This is a genomic window from Bradyrhizobium pachyrhizi (assembly GCF_001189245.1).
GTDB lineage: Bacteria > Pseudomonadota > Alphaproteobacteria > Rhizobiales > Xanthobacteraceae > Bradyrhizobium > Bradyrhizobium pachyrhizi.
On record NZ_LFIQ01000100.1, the window covers coordinates 48,531 to 71,415 of the forward strand.

Annotated in this window: 23 protein-coding genes; 15 read left to right on the forward strand and 8 right to left on the reverse strand. The window is 65.8% G+C overall.

From position 1 onward, the window contains the following. The 11 genes from AKL29_RS45550 to AKL29_RS25205 form a co-directional block, all read left to right on the forward strand. Positions 1–337 (forward strand): PaaX family transcriptional regulator C-terminal domain-containing protein (locus AKL29_RS45550; RefSeq protein WP_283809418.1); only part of this gene is annotated, 337 nt, incomplete at its 5' end. A 76-nt stretch (positions 338–413) separates the two neighbouring features. Beyond that, positions 414–1,406: a 1,2-phenylacetyl-CoA epoxidase subunit PaaA gene (paaA, locus tag AKL29_RS25160; RefSeq protein ID WP_050386021.1), complete on the forward strand. Its 993-nt coding sequence runs from the start codon at positions 414–416 to the stop codon at positions 1,404–1,406. Between the two features lie 12 nt (positions 1,407–1,418). After that, entirely contained in the window at positions 1,419–1,706 is a 288-nt protein-coding gene (gene paaB, locus AKL29_RS25165; protein ID WP_024579339.1) for a 1,2-phenylacetyl-CoA epoxidase subunit PaaB, read from the forward strand. A gap of 142 nt (positions 1,707–1,848) precedes the next feature. Then, positions 1,849–2,625 (forward strand): 1,2-phenylacetyl-CoA epoxidase subunit PaaC, encoded by a 777-nt coding sequence (gene paaC / locus AKL29_RS25170; protein ID WP_050386022.1) that lies wholly within the window; start codon positions 1,849–1,851, stop codon positions 2,623–2,625. Continuing rightward, entirely contained in the window at positions 2,619–3,122 is a 504-nt protein-coding gene (gene paaD, locus AKL29_RS25175) for a 1,2-phenylacetyl-CoA epoxidase subunit PaaD (protein ID WP_050386023.1), read from the forward strand. The genes paaC and paaD overlap by 7 nt, the downstream gene beginning before the upstream one ends. A gap of 2 nt (positions 3,123–3,124) precedes the next feature. Then, positions 3,125–4,201: a 1,2-phenylacetyl-CoA epoxidase subunit PaaE gene (gene paaE / locus AKL29_RS25180; protein ID WP_050386024.1), complete on the forward strand. Its 1,077-nt coding sequence runs from the start codon at positions 3,125–3,127 to the stop codon at positions 4,199–4,201. Between the two features lie 192 nt (positions 4,202–4,393). Further along, positions 4,394–4,864: a hydroxyphenylacetyl-CoA thioesterase PaaI gene (gene paaI / locus AKL29_RS25185; protein WP_028331808.1), complete on the forward strand. Its 471-nt coding sequence runs from the start codon at positions 4,394–4,396 to the stop codon at positions 4,862–4,864. A 21-nt stretch (positions 4,865–4,885) separates the two neighbouring features. Continuing rightward, a complete protein-coding gene (gene paaK, locus AKL29_RS25190; protein ID WP_050386025.1) occupies positions 4,886–6,217 on the forward strand; it encodes a phenylacetate--CoA ligase PaaK in 1,332 nt (443 codons plus the stop codon). Between the two features lie 32 nt (positions 6,218–6,249). Beyond that, positions 6,250–7,680: an indoleacetamide hydrolase gene (iaaH, locus tag AKL29_RS25195; RefSeq protein ID WP_050386026.1), complete on the forward strand. Its 1,431-nt coding sequence runs from the start codon at positions 6,250–6,252 to the stop codon at positions 7,678–7,680. Between the two features lie 103 nt (positions 7,681–7,783). Beyond that, positions 7,784–8,818 carry a quinone oxidoreductase family protein gene (locus AKL29_RS25200; RefSeq protein WP_430648893.1) on the forward strand — a complete coding sequence of 345 codons (1,035 nt, stop codon included), beginning with the start codon at positions 7,784–7,786 and terminating at the stop codon, positions 8,816–8,818. Between the two features lie 25 nt (positions 8,819–8,843). After that, positions 8,844–9,899: a YeeE/YedE family protein gene (locus AKL29_RS25205; RefSeq protein WP_028331804.1), complete on the forward strand. Its 1,056-nt coding sequence runs from the start codon at positions 8,844–8,846 to the stop codon at positions 9,897–9,899. Here the strand turns inward: AKL29_RS25205 and AKL29_RS25210 are convergent. After that, positions 9,877–10,800, reverse strand: coding sequence for a DMT family transporter (locus AKL29_RS25210; RefSeq protein ID WP_050386027.1), 924 nt, complete (start codon positions 10,798–10,800; stop codon positions 9,877–9,879). The two genes, AKL29_RS25205 and AKL29_RS25210, sit on opposite strands and share 23 nt — an antisense overlap. A 68-nt stretch (positions 10,801–10,868) precedes the next feature. On the opposite strand from AKL29_RS25210, the gene pdxR reads away from it, so the two are divergent. Further along, positions 10,869–12,347, forward strand: coding sequence for a MocR-like pyridoxine biosynthesis transcription factor PdxR (gene pdxR, locus AKL29_RS25215; RefSeq protein ID WP_244482398.1), 1,479 nt, complete (start codon positions 10,869–10,871; stop codon positions 12,345–12,347). 210 nt (positions 12,348–12,557) lie between these two features. On the opposite strand, the gene AKL29_RS25220 is transcribed toward pdxR, so the two are convergent. The 5 genes from AKL29_RS25220 to AKL29_RS25240 form a co-directional block, all read right to left on the reverse strand. Continuing rightward, positions 12,558–13,778 carry a bifunctional alpha/beta hydrolase/OsmC family protein gene (locus AKL29_RS25220; RefSeq protein ID WP_050386028.1) on the reverse strand — a complete coding sequence of 407 codons (1,221 nt, stop codon included), beginning with the start codon at positions 13,776–13,778 and terminating at the stop codon, positions 12,558–12,560. Positions 13,779–13,806: 28 nt separating this feature from the next. Then, positions 13,807–14,469 (reverse strand): sulfite oxidase-like oxidoreductase, encoded by a 663-nt coding sequence (locus AKL29_RS25225; RefSeq protein ID WP_050386029.1) that lies wholly within the window; start codon positions 14,467–14,469, stop codon positions 13,807–13,809. 14 nt (positions 14,470–14,483) lie between these two features. Then, positions 14,484–15,806 carry an MFS transporter gene (locus AKL29_RS25230; RefSeq protein WP_050386030.1) on the reverse strand — a complete coding sequence of 441 codons (1,323 nt, stop codon included), beginning with the start codon at positions 15,804–15,806 and terminating at the stop codon, positions 14,484–14,486. An 81-nt stretch (positions 15,807–15,887) separates the two neighbouring features. Beyond that, entirely contained in the window at positions 15,888–17,114 is a 1,227-nt protein-coding gene (locus AKL29_RS25235) for a cytochrome P450 (protein ID WP_050386031.1), read from the reverse strand. A 73-nt stretch (positions 17,115–17,187) separates the two neighbouring features. After that, complete coding sequence (locus AKL29_RS25240; protein ID WP_016842874.1) at positions 17,188–17,394, reverse strand: ferredoxin; 207 nt, start codon at positions 17,392–17,394, stop codon at positions 17,188–17,190. A 174-nt stretch (positions 17,395–17,568) separates the two neighbouring features. On the opposite strand from AKL29_RS25240, the gene AKL29_RS25245 reads away from it, so the two are divergent. Beyond that, positions 17,569–18,201, forward strand: a complete 633-nt coding sequence (locus tag AKL29_RS25245; protein ID WP_028331797.1) for a TetR/AcrR family transcriptional regulator — start codon at positions 17,569–17,571, stop codon at positions 18,199–18,201. Between the two features lie 144 nt (positions 18,202–18,345). Here the strand turns inward: AKL29_RS25245 and AKL29_RS25250 are convergent, their stop codons facing one another. Beyond that, positions 18,346–19,767, reverse strand: a complete 1,422-nt coding sequence (locus tag AKL29_RS25250; protein ID WP_028331796.1) for an amidase — start codon at positions 19,765–19,767, stop codon at positions 18,346–18,348. A gap of 88 nt (positions 19,768–19,855) precedes the next feature. On the opposite strand from AKL29_RS25250, the gene AKL29_RS25255 reads away from it, so the two are divergent. Further along, positions 19,856–20,707: an alpha/beta hydrolase gene (locus AKL29_RS25255; RefSeq protein WP_050386032.1), complete on the forward strand. Its 852-nt coding sequence runs from the start codon at positions 19,856–19,858 to the stop codon at positions 20,705–20,707. Positions 20,708–20,809: 102 nt separating this feature from the next. Here the strand turns inward: AKL29_RS25255 and AKL29_RS25260 are convergent, their stop codons facing one another. Beyond that, positions 20,810–21,586, reverse strand: coding sequence for an SDR family oxidoreductase (locus tag AKL29_RS25260; protein ID WP_050386033.1), 777 nt, complete (start codon positions 21,584–21,586; stop codon positions 20,810–20,812). Positions 21,587–21,755: 169 nt separating this feature from the next. Here AKL29_RS25260 and AKL29_RS25265 point away from each other — a divergent pair, with 169 nt between their 5' ends. Continuing rightward, positions 21,756–22,835, forward strand: a complete 1,080-nt coding sequence (locus tag AKL29_RS25265; protein WP_016842870.1) for a tartrate dehydrogenase — start codon at positions 21,756–21,758, stop codon at positions 22,833–22,835. Positions 22,836–22,885 lie beyond the last annotated feature (50 nt).

Genomic DNA, 22,885 nt, shown 5'->3' on the forward strand with positions numbered 1-22,885 from the left:
CGACCGCACCGCGGACGCCTATCTGAAGTTCATGAAGACGTTCGAGCCGCTGCACGGCTCGATCATCCGCGGCGAGACACTGAGCGACGCCGACGCCTTCACCGCGCGCATTCTCTTGATCCACCATTACCGCCGCGTCGTGCTGCGCGATCCGCTGCTGCCGTATCAGCTGCTGCCGAAGGATTGGCCGGGCAGGGCGGCGCGGAAACTCTGCGGCGAGGTCTATCGCGGGTTGCTTTCGCCGTCGGAACAATGGCTTGACGACCATGCAACCAACGAGGACGGGCCGCTGCCGAAGCCCAACGGGGCAGTGGCGCGCCGTTTCGAGGGCGTCTGAATATATTACAAAAACTTCTTGCATTTGAAAATTTGTGTTATATATTCCCTTCCAACAACACACCGGGAGGTCGGCCATGTACACGCAGGCGCTCAACTCATCCGACGGCGACGATCGCGGCGTCGAGGATGTGGCCCGTGCCAGTCAGTTCCAGGCCCGCATCGATGCCGACGAGCGCATCGAGCCGAACGACTGGATGCCCGCCGCCTATCGCAAGACGCTGACGCGGCAGATTTCCCAGCACGCGCATTCCGAAATCGTCGGCATGCTCCCCGAGGGCAACTGGATCACCCGCGCGCCGTCGCTGCGTCGCAAGGCTGCGCTGCTCGCCAAGGTGCAGGACGAATGCGGCCACGGCCTCTATCTCTACGCCGCCGCCGAGACGCTCGGCACCTCGCGCGAAGAGCTGGTCGACGCGATGCTCTCGGGCAAGGCGAAGTATTCCTCGATCTTCAACTATCCGACGCTGACCTGGGCCGACATCGGCACCATCGGCTGGCTGGTCGACGGCGCGGCGATCATGAACCAGATCCCGCTGTGCCGCTGCTCCTACGGCCCCTATGCGCGGGCGATGATCCGCGTCTGCAAGGAAGAGTCGTTTCACCAGCGCCAGGGCTTCGAGATCATGGTGACGCTGTGCCGCGGCACCGCGGAGCAGAAGGCGATGGCGCAGAACGCGCTCGATCGCTGGTGGTGGCCGGTGCTGATGATGTTCGGTCCGCCGGACCAGGCCAGCCAGCACAGCGACACCTCGACCAAATGGAAGATCAAGCGCTTCTCCAACGACGAGTTGCGCCAGAAATTCATCGACGCCACCGTGCCGCAGGCCGAATTCCTGGGCCTGACGATCCCCGATCCCGGCATGAAGCAGAACGCAAACGGCAATTGGGAGCACAGCCCGATCGACTGGGACGAATTCAAGCAGGTGCTGGCAGGCAACGGCCCCTGCAACCGCGATCGTCTCGCCGCGCGCCGCAAGGCGCATGAGGAGGGCGCCTGGGTGCGCGAGGCCGCGATGGCCTATGCCGAGAAGCGCAGGAGCCGCCAGCTCGCGCAAGCCGCAGAATAAGGGAGCACCGCCATGGCCACGCCGAACGTTCCGCTCTGGGAAGTCTTCATCCGCAGCCGCAATGGCCTCGCGCACAAGCATGTCGGCTCGCTGCATGCGGCCGACTCGACGCTCGCCCTGCAGGCCGCGCGCGACATCTACACCCGCCGCGGCGAGGGGCTGTCGATCTGGGTGGTGCCCTCGAACGCGATCACCGCGTCCGATCCGTCCGAGAAGGGCATGATGTTCGAGCCGGCGGAATCCAAGATCTACCGCCACCCGACCTTCTACGACGTCCCCGACGAAGTCGGGCATATGTGAATTTCGCTCCCCCTCATGGTGAGGAGCGCGCAGCGCGTCTCGAACCATGAGGCCCGTGCAGTGACAGCGACCGATCCTTCGAGACGCGCCTTCGGCGCTCCTCAGGATGAGGCTCGAGTGTGTTGATGCAGGATATGAGAACATGGCGACCGCCAACATCGAAGTCTCCGAAACCCCGCTGGTGCTCTACGCGCTGCGCCGCGCCGACGATGCACTGATCCTCGGCCATCGGCTGTCCGAATGGTGCGGCCATGCGCCCGCCATGGAAGAGGACATGGCGCTCGCCAATATGGGCCTCGACCTGCTCGGCCAGGCCCGTGAGCTCTACACCTACGCGGCCAAGGTCGAAGGCCGGGGCAACGACGAAGACAAGTTCGCTTACCTTCGTGACGTCAGGCAGTACCGCAATCTGCTGCTGCTCGAACAACCGAACGGCGACTTTGCGCGCACCATGGTGCGGCAGTTCTTCTACGCGGCATTCGCCGATCTCTACTGGCGCGCGATGATGGCCTCGTCCGATCCGACGCTCGCGGCGATCGCGGCGAAGTCGGAGAAGGAGAGCGCCTATCATGTCAGGCATTCGTCGGAATGGATCGTCCGGCTCGGCGACGGCACCGAGGAGAGCCACCGCCGCGCGCAGGGCGCGATCGACGACCTCTGGGCCTATACCGGCGAGATGTTCGCGGTCGACGACAGCGAGCGCGGCCTGATTGACGCCGGCATTGCGATCGATCCGGCGACGCTAAAGTCGCGCTGGCTGAAGACGGTCACCGGTATCATCAACGAGGCGACGCTGTCGTTGCCGAAGAGCGACTGGATGCAGCAGGGCGGCCGCAGCGGCAGCCACAGCGAGCACCTCGGCCATCTCCTCAGCGAGCTGCAATCGATGCAGCGAACCTTTCCGGGGGCGACATGGTGACCGTTGCGCTCAGCGATGCCGATCTGCGCCGGCGCGCCTGGAGCGCGGCCGCGCAGGTGGTCGATCCCGAGATCCCGGTGCTGACCATCGCCGATCTCGGCGTGCTGCGCGATGTCGCGGTCCACGACGGGCATGTCGAGGTCGCGATCACGCCGACCTATTCCGGCTGTCCCGCCATGAACATGATCGCGCTCGAGATCGAGCTCGCGCTGGAGCGCGAAGGCATTCATAAGCCGAAGGTCCGCACCGTGCTGTCGCCGGCCTGGACCACCGACTGGATGAGCGAGGACGGCCGCCGCAAGCTGAAGGAGTATGGTATCGCGCCGCCGCTGCCGGGCTCCTCGCGCCGCGCGCTGTTCGGCGAGCTGGCGGTCGCGTGCCCGCAATGCGGCTCCGTTGATACCGAGCTGCTCTCCGAGTTCGGCTCGACCTCCTGCAAGGCGCTGTGGCGTTGCAAGAGCTGCCGTGAACCCTTCGACTACTTCAAGTGTCATTGACCATGTCGACACCACGATTCCACCGCCTGTCCGTCAGCGACCTTCGCCGCGAGGCGTCGGACGCGATTTCGATGACCTTTGCGATCCCCGACGATCTGCAAGGCGACTACCGTTTCACTCCGGGCCAGTATCTGACGCTGCGCACCACGATGGACGGCGAGGAGGTTCGCCGTTCCTATTCGATCTGCTCCGGTCCCGACGACGGCGAATTGCGCATCGCGGTGAAGAAGGTCGACGGCGGCGCGTTCTCGAACTGGGCCGCCGACGAGCTGAAGACCGGCGACGAACTCGACGTGATGACGCCGACCGGGCGTTTCGGCGTCGCCCACGCGCCGGGCGAGGCGCGGACTTATGTCGGCTTCGCCGCCGGCAGCGGCATCACGCCGATCCTCTCGATCATCAAGGGCGTGCTGGCGCGCGAGCCGGACAGCCGCTTCTTCCTGTTCTATGGCAATCGCTCGACCGAGGGCGTCATGTTCCGCGAGGCACTGGAGGAGCTGAAGGACCGCTTCATGCAGCGGCTCTCGGTGTTCCACGTCATCTCGGGCGAGGAGCAGGACATTCCGATCCTGCACGGCCGGCTCGACGGCGAGAAGGTGCGGGTGCTGCTGCGCTCGCTGGTGCCTGCCGAGACGGTCGATCACGTCTTCGTCTGCGGCCCGGCCGCGATGAGCGAGACCATCGAGGCGACCTGTCGCGAGATCGGCATTGCCGACGAGCGCATCCATGTCGAACGCTTCGTATCGGAATTCGGCGGCAAGCCGCGGGCGAAGGTCGTCGTTCCGGCCGGCGCGCCGCCGAAGGCGATCGCCGGGCTGATCATCGACGGCAAGCGCCGCGAGGTCCCGGTAGCCGACGGCGAGTCGATCCTCGACGCCGCGCTGCGCGCCGGCATGGATCTGCCGTTCGCCTGCAAGGGCGGCATGTGCTCGACCTGCCGCGCCAAGCTGGTCGAAGGCGAGGCGCCGATGGACTTGAACTATTCGCTGGAGCCGTGGGAGCTGAAGGCGGGGTTCATCCTCACCTGCCAGGCCAAGCCGTGCTCCGAGAAGGTCGTGGTCGACTACGACCACGTCTAGGATTGACGTCATTCCGGGGCGCGAAGCGAACCCCAATGCGCAATTGCGCATTGTGGAATCTCGAGCGGGGTCTGGTCCTTCGGACCATCCCGGAATGACGGAAGTAGCGTTGACGCCTCGTGCGTCGCGCCCAACACTGACGCTTGACACCAAGAGGCCCTCCGCAACGGGCCCACGCACAGGGAGTTCGATGTGAACGTGAAGGCCACGCTATCGCCCGAGGACTTGACGCCGGAAGATTTGGCCCGCGCTTGCGCCGACGCGATGTGGAAGGAGGACGACGCCAGCAAGGGCCTCGGCATGGAGCTTGTCGAGATCAAGCCGGGGCAGGCGGTGATGGCGATGACGGTGCAGCCGCACATGGTCAACGGCCAGCGCATCTGCCATGGCGGCTACATCTTCACGCTGGCCGATTCTGCCTTCGCCTTTGCCTGCAACAGCCGCAACGATCGCGCGGTGGCGGCGCAGGGCAACGTCACGTTCATCCGGCCCGGCAAGCTCGGCGACCGCCTGGTGGCGACCGCGCGCGAGATCTCGCGCAGCGGCCGCTCGGGAATCTACGACGTGAGCGTCACTGCCGGCGACAGCGTGATCGCCGAATTCCGCGGACATTCGCGCGTGATACCGGGCAGCTGGCTGCCCGACACGGACATCAAGGCATAAAGGCTTCAGGGGAAAACGTCGATGGCAACGGCAAAGCTCAAGGTCAAGGACAGTGGTTATCACGCCGAGCTCGATGCGGCCGAGCGCGCCTCGCGCGACGAGATCATGGCGCTGCAGACCAGGCGGCTGGCCTGGTCGCTCAAGCATGCCTATGACAACGTCGCGCACTACAGGAAGGCGTTCGATGCCGCGGGCGTGCATCCGTCCGATTTCAGGCAGCTGCCCGATCTCGCCAAATTTCCGTTCACGGTGAAGACCGATCTGCGCGACAATTATCCCTTCAACATGTTCGCGGTGCCGCGCGAGCAGCTGGTGCGGGTCCATGCCTCCTCAGGCACGACCGGCAAGCCGATCGTGGTCGGCTACACCAGGGCCGACATCGACACCTGGGCGGACGTGATGGCGCGCTCGATCCGCGCCGCCGGCGGCCGGACCGGCATGCTGATGCACAACGCCTATGGCTACGGCCTGTTCACCGGCGGCCTCGGCGCGCATTACGGCGCCGAGCGGCTGGGCTGCACGGTGATCCCGATCTCCGGCGGCATGACCGAGCGGCAGGTGCAGATCATCAACGACTTCCGGCCCGACATCATCACGGTGACGCCGAGCTACATGCTGGCGATCCTCGACGAATTCAAGCGGCAGGGCCTCGATCCGCGCAAATCGTCGCTGAAGTTCGGCATCTTCGGCGCCGAACCCTGGACCAACGCGATGCGCGTCGAGATCGAGCAGGCCTTCGACATGGACGCCACCGACATCTATGGCTTGTCGGAGGTGATCGGCCCCGGCGTCGCGCAGGAATGCGTGGAGACCAAAGACGGTCTGCATATCTGGGAGGACCACTTCTACCCCGAGGTGATCGATCCGCTGACCGGCGAGGTATTGCCCGACGGCGAGAAGGGCGAGCTGGTGTTCACCTCGCTCACCAAGGAAGCCTTCCCGATCATCCGCTACCGCACCCGTGACCTGACGCGGCTGTTGCCCGGCACGGCGCGGCCCGGCATGCGGCGAATGGAGAAGGTGACCGGCCGCTCCGACGACATGATTATCCTGCGCGGCGTCAACGTGTTCCCGACCCAGATCGAGGAAGCGCTGCTGGCGACCGACTGGTGCGGCGGTCACTTTGTCATTGAGCTGACCCGCGAAGGCCGCATGGACGAGATGACGGTGCTCGCCGAAGCCCGGCCCGAGAGCTGGGATGGCGAAGGGCTGGTTGTTCACGCCGAGAAGGTCTCCGCCTTCATCAAGAACACGATCGGCATCTCCACCCGCGTCCGCGTCGTTGCGCCCGAGACGCTGGAGCGTTCGCTCGGCAAGGCGAAACGTGTTTACGACAAGCGGCCGAAAGAATAGCCTAATCCCTGCAATCCAACAGGGCGCAGGGTATGGCCGACACCAATGAAACGACCGCTGCGGAGATCGTGGCTGATATCCGCGCCGGCAAGGTGACGGCGGTCAGCGTCGTCGAGGCCGCGCTCGATCGTGCGGAGCGGCTCAAGCACCTCAACGCTTTCATCGTGCTGAACCGTGACGGCGCGCTCGCCGCGGCGCGCGAGGTCGATGCCGGGACGCGGACCGGCGCGCTGGCCGGTCTCCCCATCGTCGTGAAGGACAACATCAACACATCAGATCTGCCGACATCGGGCGGCACGCCGGCGCTGCAACACGCGCGGCCTGCGCGCAACGCGCCGTCGCTGCAAAGGCTGCTCGACGCAGGTGCCATCGTGATCGGCAAGACCAATTTGCACGAGCTCGCGTTCGGCATCACCAGCACCAATCTCGCGCCGTTCGCGGGGCCGGTGCGGAATCCATACGACACGAGCCGGATCCCGGGCGGGTCGTCGGGCGGAACGTCTGCGGCGATCGCCGCGCGCATCGCCACCTGCGGCCTCGGCTCGGACACCGGCGGCTCGACCCGCGTGCCCGCGGCGCTGACCGGGACCGTGGGCCTTCGGCCTTCAGTCGGCAATGGCGGCGCCGAGCGGCGTTATCACGACGACAACCAGGTGGTTCCAATCAGCCATACCCGCGACACCGTCGGTCCGATGGGACGCACGGTCGCCGATGTCGCGCTGCTCGATGCCGTGATATCAGGCACGCCGCTCGCAGCGAGCATCCCGCTACGCGGCGTGCGCCTCGGCACTCCCGGCTGTTTCTGGAACGGCCTCGATCGCGATGTCGAGGCCGTCGCTCGCGCAGCCTGCGCCCGGCTCACGGCCGCCGGCGCGGTGCTGGTCGATGTCGATATGCCCGATCTGTTCGAGCAGAACGGCAAGGTGTCCTTCGTGGTCGCGCTGCATGAGCCGATCGCCGATATTCCGGCCTGGCTTGCCGCCTCCGGGATCGAGGGGATCACGCTGTCCGACATCGCGGCCGGCGTCGCCAGTCCCGACGTCGTCGGCGCTTTCGGCGCCATCACGGCGGACGCCTTCGGTGCCGCCTATGATGATGCGATCAAGGTGCAGCGGCCGGCGCTGCAGGCGATCTATGCCGCGTACATCGCGGACAACAGGTTGGACGCCATCCTGTTTCCGACCACGATCGCGCCTGCACCGGTCATCGACGAAAAGAGCGGGTCCGGCGAGATGTCGGTCAATGGCAGCGCGCCGGTGCCGACCTTCGGCACCATGATCCGCAACACCGATCCCGGCAGCAATGCCGGCCTTCCGGGGCTGTCGCTCTATGCCGGCATGACGCCCGATGGCCTGCCGGTTGGGGTCGAACTCGACGGTCCGGTCGGTAGCGATACCAGGCTGCTTGGGCTCGGCCTGTCGATTGAGGCGATCCTGGGCACGGCCCCGCCGCCGAAGCTCTGACACCGCCGACCGCAAACAAGCCCCTTGAATTGATTGGTCAGTCGATTAGTCATGGCCCGAGGCCATCCGGCCGCCACCATCCGCGTGCCTTGTGGCGCGCTCCATGACCGAGACTGGAACGCTGATGCCGCCGGCCCCGCAAGCAAATCGTCTTCCTGTCGACGCCCGCGGCGTCCGCCTGCTGACGAAGGCGGAGAACGCGGCGGCGGTGGCGCCGGTGGTCGAGACCCATGCACTTTCGCGCGGCGACAACGACGTCTTGATCGAGGTGAAGGCGGCGGCGGTCAATCCGTCCGACGTGAAAGCCGCGACCGGGCTGATGCCCTATGCCGTCTTCCCGCGCACCAGTGGTCGCGACTACGCCGGCGTCGTGATCGATGGTCCCGCTGAATTTATCGGGCGCGAGGTGTTCGGCTCGTCCGGTGACCTCGGCATCCGCCGCGACGGCACCCATGCCACGCATCTGGCGGTCGAGCGCGATGCCGTGGTGGAAAAGCCCGCCGGCATTTCCTGGGACGAAGCCGCCGGGATCGGCGTGCCCTTCGTTACCGCGATGGAGGGCCTGCGCCGCGCCGGCCTGCCGAAGGCGGGGGAGAGCGTGCTGGTGATGGGCGTCAACGGCAAGGTCGGGCAAGCCGCGGTGCAGATCGCGAGCTGGCGCGGCGCGCGCGTGATCGGCGTGGTGCGCAAGAGCGAGCCTTATGAAGGGCACAGCAATTCGCCGGTCGAGGTGATCGACGCCTCCACCACCGATGTCGCCGCTCGCGTGCGCGAGCTGACCGGCGGCAAGGGCGCCGACATCGTCTACAACACGGTCGGCGATCCCTATTTCCAGGCCGCGCACAAGTCGCTGGCGCTGCGCGGCCGCCAGATCCTGATCGCGGCGGTCGACCGCATCGTGCAGTTCAACATCCTCGAATTCTACCGCGGCCAGCACACCTATGTCGGCATCGACACGCTTGCGCTGTCGTCGGTTGCGTCCGGCGAGGTGTTGCGCGAGCTCGCGCCGGGCTTTGCCGGCGGACATCTGAAGCCATTCCCGATCAAGCCGAGCGCGATCTATCCGCTGGAACAGGCCAAGGCGGCGTTTGTTGCCGTGGCAGGCTCGTCGCGCGATCGCGTGATTTTGCGACCGTGATGACGGGATAGCCGAGAGAACCCGCATGGACCCAGGCACGATCGTTATCCTCGCCGCCCTGATCATCGGCCTGATCTATGGCTCGGTCGGGCTGCTCAGCGGCTTCTGCATGATGAGCGGCCTGCGCGGCTGGTGGGCGGAGGGCGATGGCCGCCTGGCGCGCACCTATGCGCTGGCGATGGGCGTCGCGATCGCGGCCTCGCAGCTTTTGGCGGCGGCAGGCGTTGTCGATCTCGGCAAGTCGATCTATCTGCAGCCGTCCTTCTCGGCGCCGGTGATGTTCCTCGGCGGGCTGCTGTTCGGATACGGCATGGTGCTCTCGAACGGCTGCGGCTCGCGGGCGCTGGTGCTGCTCGGACGCGGCAATCTGCGCTCCTTCGTGGTCGTGATCGTGCTCGGCATTTTCGCCGAGATAACGCTGAAGGGCCTGATTGCGCCGGCGCGCATCGCAATGGTGCAGGCCTCGCAGGCAACAGTCGCCGCCAATTCGGTGCCGTCACTGCTGGTGAACGCCGGTCTCGGCGCGGTGCAGGCACGAATGCTCGCCGCCTCGGTGCTGTCAGCTGTCCTGATCATCTTCGCCTTCGCCCATGCGCCGTTCCGAAAATCATTCGGGCAGATCGCGGCCGGCCTGATCGTGGGCCTGTTGGTGGCGGGGGGCTGGTACGCGACCGGCTATCTCGGCGCCGACGATTTCAATCCGGTGCCGTTGACGTCGCTGACCTTCATCGCGCCGATCGCCGACGCCCTGCAATATGTGATGCTGTCGACCGGCTCGACGCTGAATTTCGGCATCGTCACCGTGTTCGGCGTGTTCGCCGGCAGCCTGATCACGGCCATCGTCACCGGGCGCTTCCAGCTCGAGGGCTACCGGTCGCCGCAGCATATGCTGCGCTCGGCGAGCGGCGCCGCGCTGATGGGCGCCGGCGGCGTGATGGCGTTCGGCTGCTCGGTCGGGCAGGGGCTGACGGGACTGTCGACGCTGTCACTGTCGTCCCTCGTCGCGATCGCCGGCATCATGCTCGGCACCGGCGCCGGCCTACGCGGCGCGCTGCGGGTCAGGCCGCTTGCGACAGCCTGACTGAATTGCGCGACGGTGCGTCCGCGAGCGAGCTCAGCGCGATCCCGCCGACGATCAGCGCCGCGGCGATCGCCAGCGAGAGATCGATCGGTTCGCCGAGCAAGAGTGCCGCGGTCACGATGCCGACGATCGGCGTCGCCGTGGTTCCGAGCGAGGTCGTCAGCGCCGGCAGGCTCTTGTTGACAACAGACATCGCCCAATAGGCCAGCGCGGTGCCGATGAAGCCGGAATAGAGAAACAGCAGCAGGAGGTGTGGCGACCAATTTACCTCGGGCACGCCTTCGGTGACCAGCGCCGACGTCGTCAGCACCAAAGTCGCGACCAGCACCTGCCACAGCAGGAGCTGCAGCGGCGTCGCGATCCAGCGGTGCGAGCGGATATAGATGATGTTCGCGGCCCAGCAGATCGCGGCGATGATGATCATGCCGGCGCCGGCGAGGACATGCAGATTGCTCCAGTCCAGCGACGCAGGGTTGAGGATCACGCAGAGCCCGGCGAGTCCGAGCGCGACGCCGACAAGCTTGAGCATCCCGAGCCGTTCGGTGCGCGCGGCGGCCGCGGCAAGGGCGACCCAGAGCGGCGTGGTGTAGCCGAGCACGACGCCCTTGCTGGCCGGGAGATAACGCAGGCCGGCGGCGACCAGCGTCGAGAAGAACGTCATGTGCAGCAGCGCCACGCTGAGCACGACCGGGACATCGGCGATCCGCGGAATGATCAAATTGCCGCTGGCGCGCAGGATCACCAGCAGGGCGATCAGGGCGACCCAGCTGCGGATCGAGGCGGTCCACAGCGGGGGCACCGCCTCGACCAGCGATTTCGTGACCGACCAGTTGATGCCCCAGGCCAGCACCACGACGATGAACAGGGCGGCGGCCCTGGCGGGGGAGAGTGACTGGTTCACGGCAGAATCCTTGCAGGCGATACCGCTTGTGAATAGGATGATACTGGCTCTCTCAAAAGAGCCAGATATTGGAGAACAATGGAGCCAGATTGATCCTCGCCGAATTGCTCGCGCTGAAGCGATCGGACGACGCCGGGCTGGCCGCGCAGTTGACCCAGCAGCTGCGCGTGCTGATGGCGAGCGGCCGGATCCGGAGCGGCGCCATGCTGCCGTCGAGCCGCAGCCTTGCGGCCGAGCTCGAGGTGGCGCGCAACACCGTAACGCATGCCTATGAGCAGCTCGCCGCCGAAGGGTATCTGCGGGTCGCGGCGCGGCGGCGGCCGGTTGTGACCGACGATATCGAGGCGCGCTTCGCCAAGGCTCTGCCTGCGCCACGCCGTGATGCCGCCCGCAAGCCGCTGCTGTCGCCCTGGGCCTTGCAGCTCTCCGATACGGATTGGCCGCTGTCCTACCAGGCCGATTTCCGGCCGCTGCGGCCCGGGCTTGCGGATGCGCGCGAGTTTCCGCACGAGATCTGGGCGCGCTGCCTGCGCCGCAGCGCATTGCGCCGCCGCTTCAACGAGCAGACCGTGGTCAACCGGCCGAGCCTGCGCGAAGCCCTATGCGACTACCTTGAAGTCAGCCGCGGCGTGCGCGCCGAGGCCGATCAGATCCTGGTGCTGCCGACGGCGCAGGCGGCGCTGACGCTGATCGCCGCGACCACCATCGCCGCCGGCGATGCGGTGTGGACCGAGGATCCCGGCTACCCCGGCGCCGCGGCGGCGTTTCGTGCGGCCGGTGCAAACGTCGTCGGTGTCAGGCTCGATCAATGGGGCATGATGCGGACGCGCTCGGCGGGCGCGCCGAAGCTGATCTTCACCACGCCGTCACATCAGCACCCGACAGGGCGCGTGATGCCGGTCGCGCGCCGCACCGAGCTGTTGGCCTCAGCCGAGCCCGGCAAGACCTGGATCGTCGAGGACGATTACGACGGCGAGTTTCACTATGACAGCCGCCCGATGCCGGCGCTGCAGGGGCTCGATCGCGAGGGACGCGTGCTCTATCTCGGCACCTTCGCCAAGGCGATGACAGCCGATATCCGCATCGGCTATCTGGTGGTGCCGCCATCACTGGCACGGACGATGGAGATCGCGCAGCGCCATCTCGGGCTGATCGCCTCCGTGCATGTCCAGGAGGCGCTGGCCGGCTTCATGGCCGACGGGCATTTCCTGGCCCATGTCAGGCGAATGCGGCGCATCTACCGGTCACGCCGGGACCATCTTGCGACAGCGCTGACGCGGCATCTCGATGCGGTACTCACGGCCGAGGTGCCGCCGGGCGGCATGCAGCTGATTGCCCGCTTCAAGGATGGCCCTGCGGACCGGGATGCCGTGACGCGCCTGGTCGCCGCCGGCGTCGAGGTGCGCGCACTGTCGAGCCTCGCGCTGGAACGGCCGCGCGACCACGGCCTGTTGCTCGGCTTCGCCGCTTGGCGCGAGAACGAGATCGGCGCCGCGGTGCGGATCATGGCGAGTTGCCTGGACGGCAAGCGCGCGGCGCGCGGGTAGGGTGGCGCTCGCACGATTTCGGAATAGTAGAAGAATATCCCTGAGTTGCCCGACGTGTCAAGTTGCCTTGTCGAACGCCGGCGGCCGCCGGCACCTTTGCATGGGGTTGTTTTCGATATTTTTCAGCGCGCCCCTGCGACGGCCCGCGGGCGCGAGGGCCGATGCCGCTGACATGCTGTTACGGCTCGGACCGTCTCGCTGCGTTGCGGCTTATTCCGCGGCCTTGGTGACGATCCGCACCTCCGACGTCAGCGTCTTGTGCACCGGGCACTTGTCGGCGATCTCCATCAGCCGCTTGCGCTGGTCGGCATCGAGTTCGCCCTCGATCCTGATGACGCGGTCGATCTGGTCGAGCATGCCCTCGCGGGTCTCGCACTCCTCGCAATCCTTGGCGTAGATCTTGCTGTGCGTCAGCGTCACGGTGACGCGATCGAGCGGCAGCGACTTGCGGTCGGCATACATCCGCATCGTCATCGAGGTGCAGGCACCTAACCCGGCCAGTACGAAGTCGTACGGCCCGGGGCCGGAATCCTGGCCGCCGACGGCGATCGGTTCGTCGGCCAGCATGCGATGCGGACCTGCCGTGACGATCTGCTGAAACTTGCCGGCGCGGGTCTCCTGCACGACGACGTTGCGTGGCGCAGTGCCGGTATCTGCCGCCGGCTGCGGCGCGATATCGATGTAGCGTTCGGCCCAGGCGCCGATCACGTCGGCGACGTAGGCGGCATCCTGCTTGCCGCTCAAGAGATGATCGGCGCCGGCCAGCGAGACGAAGCTCTTGGGGTGCCTGGCGGCGCTGAAGATATGCGTGGCGTTGTCGATGCCGACGGTGTCGTCGGTCGGCGAATGCATGATCAGCAGCGCCTTGTGCAACTGCTTCACCTGCGCCATCAAGTTCTGCTCGGCGACGTCGTCGAGGAATTCCCGCTTGATGCGGAAGGGGCGGCCGGCGAGCGAGACTTCGCCTTCGCCCAGGGTGCGGATGTCCTCGATCCGGTCCCTGAAGAAATGCGTGACATGGACGGGATCGGACGGCGCGGCGATGGTCACGACCGCCTTGGCCTCGGGGATTTGACCCGCGGCGGCGAGGATCGCGGCGCCGCCCAGGCTGTGGCCGATCAGGATCGCGGGCGCCTTGTGCGTCTCGCGCAGATGGTCGGCGGCGCGAACGAGATCGGCGACGTTCGACGAGAAGGTCGAGTTGGCGAACTCGCCCTCGCTGGAGCCGAGGCCGGTGAAGTCGAAGCGCAGCGTGGCGATGCCCTTGGCCGCGAGCGCGACCGCGATGCGCTTTGCGGCCAGCACGTCCTTGCCGCAGGTGAAGCAGTGCGCGAACAGCGCATAGGCCTTGATCGGCCCCTCGGGCGTGTCAAGTGCGGCAGCAAGCTGATGGCCGCCAACACCGGTGAATTGAAAGCGTTCGTGCGGCACGGGAAGGCTCCATCATCTTGTTGGTGTGTCAGTCGCCAGAATAGCGCTGTTCGGCCCAGGGATCACCGTGATTGTGATAGCCGCGGACCTCCCAGAAGCCGGGCGCATCCTCGGTGAGGAATTCGATGCGCTGCAGCCACTTCGCGCTCTTCCAGAAATAGAGATGCGGCACCACGAGCCGCACCGGGCCGCCATGCTCCTGCTCCAGCGGCTTGCCCGACCAGCTATGGGCGAGCAGCGCGTCCTCGGCGGCAAAGTCCTCGATCGGCAGGTTCGTCGTATAGCCGTCATACGAATGCAGTGCCACGAAGCGGGCGTCCTCGCGTGGCTGGCAGGCGGCGAGCAGGTCGCTTGTGGCAAGCCCCTCCCACTGGTTATCGTAGCGCGACCAGGTCGTGACGCAGTGAATGTCGGAAACGAACTGCGTCTGCGGCTGCGCCATGAACTGCTGCCAGGTCCAGTAGATGGTCTGCTCGACCGCGCCGTAGACGTCGAGCCGCCAGCGTTCCTGCGAGATGTTCGGCATCAACCCGAGATCGAGCACCGGCCAGTCCGCCGTCAGATGTTGGCCCGGCGGCAGGCGCTGCTCCTCCGGGCGGGTGATCCTGCCGGTGAGGAATTTGCCTTCGCGTGCCCAGCGCTGTTTGCTGCGCGTCAGTTTGCTGTCGGGCGGTTCGTTATGGTCGGTCATGGGCGTTTGCGCCGTCACTCGTGGCGATGCATCGCGGAGTCGCGCTTGGTATCGCGCATCGTGGAGTAGATCAGCAGCGACAGGAAAATCATGCCGCTGAGATAGTAGTAGAACCAATCCTCATGCCCGATGCTCTTGAAATAGAGCGCGACCGCCGGCGCGGTGCCGCCGAAGATCGACACCGTGATGGCATAGGGCAGGCCGACGCCGAGCGCGCGGACATTGGTCGGAAACAACTCGGCCTTCACGATCGCGTTGATCGAGGTGTAGCCGGCGACGAAGATCCAGGCGCCGCAGATCAAAAGGAAGGCCATGAAAGGCGACTTGGTGTCCTTCAGCGCGGTCAGGATGGGGATCGTGCCGAGCGTGCCGGCGATGCCGAAGAAGATCAGCAGCGGCTTGCGGCCGATCTTATCGGAGAGCCCGCCGTAGATCGGTTGCAGGATGGTCGCGAAGATCAGCGAGCCGAAGATCACGAAGGTGGTCTGGTCTTCGGTGAGGCCGACCGACAGCTTCACGAAAGTCTGCATGTAGGTGGTGAAGGTATAGAACGCCGCGGTGCCGCCGGCGGTGAGGCCGACCACCAGCAGCAATTCGCGCGGATAGTTCAACAGGCCGACGATCGAGCCGGTTGGCTTGGAAACCTTCTTGGCCTCCTCGAAGGCCTCGGTCTCATGCAGGCCGCGGCGCATCACCGCCGCGACGATCGCGAGCATGGCGCCGATCACGAACGGAATCCGCCAGCCCCAGGCCTTCAGCTCGTCCGGCGTCAGGAACACCTTTTGCAGCAACAGCAGCACGATGATTGCGGTGAGCTGGCCGCCGATCAGCGTGACGTACTGAAAGCTGGAATAGAAGCCGCGGTGCTTGGGATCGGCGACCTCGCTGAGATAGGTGGCGCTGGCGCCATATTCGCCGCCGAGGCTCAGGCCCTCGATCACGCGGGCCAGCGCCAGGATCGCCGGGGCCGCGATGCCGATCGAGGCATAGGTCGGCGTCACCGCGATGATCAGCGAGCCGAAGCACATGCAGACCACCGAGAGCGTCAACGACAGCCGCCGGCCATAGCGGTCGGCGATGAAGCCGAACAGCCAGCCGCCGAGCGGGCGCATCAGGAAGGTCGCGGCAAACAGCACGGCGGCATTGAGCTGCTGCACCACCGGATCGCTGTGCGGGAAGAACGCCGGCGCGAAATACAGGGCAAACGCCGTGTAGGCGTAGAAATCGTACCACTCGACGAGATTGCCGACCGAGCCGATGAAAATCGCTTTCACCCGCCGCTCGACGTCGTGGATGTCGAGATGATCGCTCGCGGGCTGAGCGGTTTGTTCGGACATGGCATTGCTCCCGGACTCGTCGGTTCGATTCCGGGGCAAGCTACCTCATTGGGTGACGTGATGTAACCGCTGTCCGGTTCCTCAGGCGTTGTTGCCGAACAGGACAGGGAGTTGGCGCGGACCGCGCACCGTGCCTTCCGACCAGGTGACCTTGCCGGCCGGATCGAGCCGGAAATCCGGGATTCGCTTCAGCCATTCCTCGATCGCGACCTGCATCTCCATGCGCGCCAGGTTGGAACCGACGCAGCGGTGGATGCCGAGGCCGAATGCGGCGTGGCGGTTCTCCTTGCGGTCGATCACCACCTTGTCCGCATCGGGGAACATGGCGGGATCGCGATTGGCGGCGGGGAAGGACAACAGCACCATGTTGCCCGCCTTCACCGGGCAGCCGGAGATCGTGGTCTCCTTCATCACCTCGCGCGCCATCGTCACCGGCGAATAGGCGCGCAGGAATTCCTCGATCGCGGTCGGGATCATTGCCGGCTCCGCGATCAGGCGCTCGCGATCGGCCGGCGTCTTGGCGAGGTGCCAGAGCGAGGAGCCGATTGCGCTCCAGGTGGTGTCGATGCCGGCGATCAGAAGCAGCCGCAGCGAGCCGAGCACGTGCTCGTCGGTGAGCGGCTGGCCGCCGGGGCCCTTGGCCCGCAGCAGCTGCGAGATCAGATCGTCGCCCGGCTCAAGCTTGCGCTGCTCGAGATGGGCCACGAAGTAGCCGGTCATCTCGCGTACGCCGTTCATGAGCTCGTCTTCGTTCTTGATGCCGAGCTCGAGGATCTGGTGGATCCATTTGATGAAGAGATCGCCGTCCTTCTCGGGAATCCCCAGCATGTGGGCGATGGCGCGCACCGGGATGTGCTTGGTGTAGCGCGCGGCGGCGTCGCAATGGTCATCGGCGATGAATTCGTCGATGAGCTCGTTGCAGATCGCGCGCACCCGCGGCTCCAGCCGCTTCATCGCGTCCGGCGTGAACGGCGGCAGCAGCACCTGCTTGGCGGGCTTGTGCTCCGGCGGATCGGAGGTGATCGGCGGTGCGCGGGCGGTGATCTCGGGGCGGATGTCGCGCACGATGACGCGGCGCGAGGAGAAGTGCTCGGTGTCGTAGGCGATCTCCTTCACCGCCTGATAGGTGGTCGGCATGTAGCAGCCGAGGAAGCGCTCGGTGTGCACGACGGGCGAAGCCGCGCGCAGCGTCTCCCAGATCGGGAACGGGTCGTCGGTCCAGACCGGATCGGTATGGTCGAAATCATGGACCCAGTCGGAGACCGGGGGATGTTCGGGCAGATAACTTGCGGACGGGGAATCGGACATCAGCTCGTTTCCTTCTCGTTCGATCAAACGCTGGTCGGCTCAACGGGCGGCGCGCAGCCATCCTTGGCCGGAGCTATTCCTCGGTGACTTCGATCGCGATTTCCGGGCAGTTGGTCTGTGCGAGCCAGGCCTTGTCCTCGAGCCCGGCCGGGACGGTCCCGTCGCCGACCTCATGGGCGTTGCCGTATTCGTCGAGCTCGAACAATTCGGGGGCGAGTGATTTGCAGCGGGCGTGACCCTGGCACTTGTCTTGGTCGACGCGGATTCTGAGCTTGGACATGCAAGCACCTCCCTCGGCTCTGGCGCATTGTGGGTTGCGCCGGGTTCCTCATTCCAGTTTATGCAGGTTCTAGCCTGCTTGGGCGCCGGCCTCTTAACCGGATCACCAAGTTATAGTATATTACATTATCGTCGTGCTTGCGCGTCAAGCGAAAATTCAGCGATCATTGCCGCAATGGGACAAATCGTTCGTAAGCCGTTCAAAACCTACCACCACGGCGACCTCCGCGAAGCCCTGATCCAGGCCGCGTTACGCGAGGTCGAGCTCGGTGGTCCCGAGGCGATCAGCATCAAGGCGCTGGCCAAGCAGCTCGGCGTCTCGCAGCCGGCGCCGTACCGGCATTTCGCCGACCGCGAGGCGCTGCTGGAGGCGGTGACCGCGGAAGCATTCCGGCAGTTCAACGTGATCATGCGCGAGGCGATCGAGCAGTCGAGCAAGGGCTCGAAGCTGTCGCGCTTTGCCCAGGCCGCGCTCGCCTTCGGGCTCGAGCGCCACGGCATCTACCGGTTGATGTTCGCGTCGCGCACCATGGCCTGCGCGCCGAAGGGCAGCGAGCTGCACACCGCGGCGATGGAAACGCTGGCACTGCTGATCGAGTCATTCGAGGCGCCGGCGGTCGGGCTATTGCGCGAGCGGCAGGCGCTGAAGATCTGGGCCGGACTGCACGGCATCGTGATGCTCGCCGAGCAGGGCCTGCTGACCGGCGAGTCCGCGCAGATCAGCCGCGAGGAGTTGCTGGACGAAATCGTCGAGCAGACCAAGGCGGCACTCACCGTGGCGCTCAAGGCGACGGGGGATAAGGCGTAGGCTTCGCGTCTTAGGGCCGCATCAACAGATTCATCACCTCATCCTGAGGAGCTTGCGGAGCAAGCGTCTCGAAGGGTGAGGCCACAGACCGGGCCTCATGGTTCGAGACGGCGCTGCGCGCCTCCTCACCATGAGGAAAAAGCCTTACTTCGGCGGACGGGGATCGATCGGCGTGGTGCCGCGCACGCCCAGAATGTCCTCCAGCACTTTCGCGCCGGCCAGAAGCTGCGCCTCGGCACGCGGCTTTGCGATCATCTGCAGACCGACCGGCAGGCCCGAGGCGGTGAAGCCGCAGGGCAGCGACAGCGCCGGGCAGCAGGCCAGCGTGATCGCGTAGACGATGCCGAGCCATTCGACGTAGTTGTCGAACTTCTTGCCGTCGCACTCCGCGACATAGCGGTTCTCGACCGGGAATGGCGCCACGATGGTCGCGGGCGCCAGCAGCAGGTCGTACTTGTCGAAGAATTCGAGCGCACGCGCCGTCATCGCGACGCGGTGCGCCTCGGCGCGCTCGAGCTTTTCGACCGTGAGCTTCAACCCCTCCTCGATGTTCCAGATCACCTCGGGCTTCAGCAGATCGCGCTTGGTGCGCAGCAATTCGGCCTTGCTGATCGCGAAATCGAACGCGCGCAACACGTGGAAGCATTCATGGGCTTCGCGCAAATCGGGATGCGCTTCCTCGACGATCGCACCGGCCTCCGCAAACCGTTCCGCCGCCTTGCGCGTCACAGCCCTGACCTCGGGATCGACCGGCGTGATGCCAAGATCGGGTGAATAGGCGATGCGCTTCGGCTTGCTGCCTGACCGCGCCGCCGACAGGAACGACGTCGATAGCGCGGGCAGCGACAGCGGATCGGCGGCATGCTCGCCGCTCATCGCGTCGAGCAGCAGCGCGAGGTCCTCGACATTGCGCGCCATCGGTCCCTGCACGCCGAGGGTACGGTCGACGCCGAACTTCGGCGTGTGCGCGACGCGGCCGATCGACGGCCGGAGGCCGACGATGCCGCAGAAGCTCGCCGGGTTGCGCAGGCTGCCGCCCATGTCGGAGCCGTGCGCGAGCCACGCGGTGCCGCTCGCCAGTGCCGCCGCGGCGCCGCCGGAGGAGCCGGCGGCCGAGCGCGATGTGTCCCAGGGATTGCGGGTCGGGCCGAACACCTCGTTGAAGGTGTTGGCGCCGGCACCGAATTCCGGCGTGTTCGACTTGGCATAGATCACGCCGCCATTCTCTTCGAGGCGCTCGACCAGGATGTCCGACTTCGCCGGGACATTGTCCTTGAAGATCGGCGAGCCCTGCGTGGTCAGCACGCCGGCGACGGCGGTGAGGTCCTTGATCGGAACGGGAAGGCCTGCGAGCAGGCCGCGCTCGCTGACCGGTTTCTGCATCAGGGCCTTGGCGTGGGTGCGGGCGCGGTCGAAGCAGAGCGTCGGCAGCGCGTTGACCTTGCCGTCCACCTCGGCGATGCGCGTCTCCAGCACGTCGAGCAGATCGAGCGGCGTGACGTCGCCGGCCTTCAGCTTCTCGACGACGGCACACGCCGTTTCCTTCACCAAGCCCTGATCAGCCATGCGCCGTTGCTCCTATGCCTTCTGTTTGCTTGTGCTGTAGAACATTTCCTGCCGTCGTGGCAATGCGACGAGAACCGAAGGGGCAGGGATGGCAGCGTTGTTTTCCGCGCTGGACTGGCGCGCGATGAGCCAGCAGGAGCGTGACCTCGGCTTGAACAATGGCGTTGCCGTCAAGGGCAGCGCCGAGATCGCTGCGGGCTGGGAGCAACGCTCGGCGGCGCTGCGGCAAAAGCACGCCGGCCATCTCGACCTCAGATACGGCCCGCGCGAGCGCAACCGGATCGACTTCCTGAAAGTCCGCGACGGCGCGCCGACGCTGCTGTTCATCCACGGCGGCTATTGGCAGACCCGTGCCAAGGAAGTGTTCACGATCTTCGCCGAGGGGCCGATGGCCCACGGCATCAATGTCGCGCTGATCGGCTATACGCTGGCGCCGGATGCGACGCTCGATGACATCGTCGCCGAGATCCATGCCGGCATCGACTTTCTGGCCGGGCGGTTGCCCGCGCTCGGGGCCGCTGCCGAGAGCATCGTGGTGTCGGGCTGGTCGGCCGGCGGACATTTGACATCGATGGCGCTGTCGAACGGCCATGTCCGGGCCGGCATGGCGATCTCGGGAATCTACGACCTCGAGCCGATCAGGCATTCCTATCTCAACGAAAAGCTCAAGCTCGACGAAGCGGCGTCGCGGCGCAACTCGCCGATGATGGCGGAAGGCGGCACGGCAAAGCCGCTGTCGCTGGTGGTCGGCAGCGCCGAATTGCCGCTGCTGCGCAAGCAGACCGCCGATTTCGCCGGCCATCGCGCCCGTTATGGCTTGCCGGTGACCTATGAGGAGATCGCCGGCGCCGATCATTTCTCCATCATGAACCAGATGCTGGCGCCACAGGGCCGCATCACGACGCTGATCCGGCAGCTGTTCGAGCGGACGGCGAGTTGACGTCATTGCGAGCGAAGCGAAGTAATCCATCGGTCCGCATATATGCAGAGCAATGGATTGCTTCGTCGCTGTCGCTCTTCGCAATGACGTGGAGAGCTGCCGTCAGCCCCACCCCGACGTGAGCCCGCCGTCGACCGTGTAGATCACGCCCGACGTATAGCCGGCGCGATCGGACGCCAGGAACGCCATCAGGTCGCCGATCTCGCGTGCATGCGCGGGCCGGCCGAGCGGCAGACCCTTCTGGAATTCCTTGTAACGGCTCTCGTCGCCGAACTGGTTCTTGGCGCGGGTCTTGAGCAGCGTGACGTGGCGGTCGGTGCCGACCGGGCCGGGATTGATGCCGACGACGCGGATATTGTCGGCGAGGCTCTTGCCGCCGAGCGCGCGGGTGAACGCCATCAGCGCGGCATTGCCGGCGCTGCCGCAGATGTAATTGGCGTCGAACTTCTCGCCGGCCGCGCCGATGTCGTTGACGATCACGCCGCCGCCGCGCGCCTTCATCTGCGCGTAGACCGCGCGCGTCAGGTTGACATAGCCGAACACCTTGAGCTCCCAGGCATGCCGCCAGGTCGCCTCGTCGATCTTGTCGATCGAGCCGCCCGGGATATCGCCGGCATTGTTGACGAGGATGTCGATGTCGGCGGCCTCTTTTGCCAATCGCGCCAGATCTTCCGATTTGCGCAAGTCGACGACGCTGACCGCCGCATCAATCTGATGCGCCGAACGGAGCCGTTCGGCCAGCGCCTTCAATTGCTCGCCGTTGCGGGCGGCGAGCAGGAGGTTGGCGCCTTCCTCGGCAAAGGCTTCGGCGGCGGCCGCGCCAATGCCCTTGGAGGCGCCGGTGATCAGGACACGCTTGCCGCGCAGATGCAGATCCATGGGATGTCTCGCTTGGTATGAGGAGTGGGGTGCCGGCGAATTTGGTGGGGCAGGGTCGCGCCGCGGTCAACACTGCACTGCAGCGTTGCGCTCGCGCGAAGTTTGGTCCATTGCAGGGCCATCAGAATAGGCGGCATTGCCGGCCGGGCAAATCACAAGGGTGTTCTCGATGAGCAGCGCAAAGAAGCAGTATCGGATCGCGGTCATTCCCGGCGACGGCATCGGCAAGGAAGTGATGCCGGAGGGCCTGCGCGTCATCGAGGCGGCGGCCAAGAAGCATGGCGTCGACGTGAAATTCGACCATTTCGACTTCGCCTCCTACGACTATTACGAGAAGCACGGCGAGATGATGCCGGCGGACTGGAAGAACCAGATCGGCAAGCATGATGCGATCTATTTCGGCGCGGTCGGCTGGCCGGCGAAAATACCCGACCATATCTCGTTGTGGGGATCGCTCATAAAATTCCGCCGCGAGTTCGACCAGTACGTCAATCTGCGCCCGGTGCGGCTGATGCCCGGCGTGCCGTCGCCGCTGGCGAACCGCAAGCCCGGCGACATCGATTTCTGGGTGGTGCGCGAGAACACCGAGGGCGAATACTCTTCCGTCGGCGGCCGCATGTTCCCGGACACCGACCGCGAATTCGTCACCCAGCAGACCGTGATGACCCGCACCGGCGTCGACCGCATCCTGAAATTCGCGTTCGATCTGGCGCAGTCGCGGCCGAAGAAGCATCTGACCTCGGCGACCAAGTCGAACGGCATCTCCATCACCATGCCCTACTGGGACGAGCGCGTGGAGGCGATGGCCAAGAAATATCCCGGCGTGAAGTGGGACAAGTACCACATCGACATCCTGACCGCGAACTTCGTGCTGCATCCGGACTGGTTCGACGTCGTGGTCGGCTCCAACCTGTTCGGGGATATCCTCTCCGACCTCGGCCCGGCCTGCACCGGCACCATCGGCATCGCGCCGTCGGGCAACATCAATCCGGAAGGCGATTTCCCCTCGGTGTTCGAGCCGGTGCACGGCTCGGCGCCCGACATTGCGGGCCAGGGCATCGCCAACCCGATCGGCATGATCTGGTCAGGTGCGATGATGCTGGAGCATCTGGGCGAGAAGCAGGCAGCCAGCGCCATCGTCGGCGCGATCGAGCGTACGCTCGGCGAACGCACGCTGCGCACGCGCGATCTCGGCGGCAATGCCGACACCACGGCGTGCGGCAAGGCGGTCGCAGAGATGGTGGATTAGGCTGCGCAGTCACTCACGGGGTCGTCCTGGCGAAAGCCAGGACCCATTAC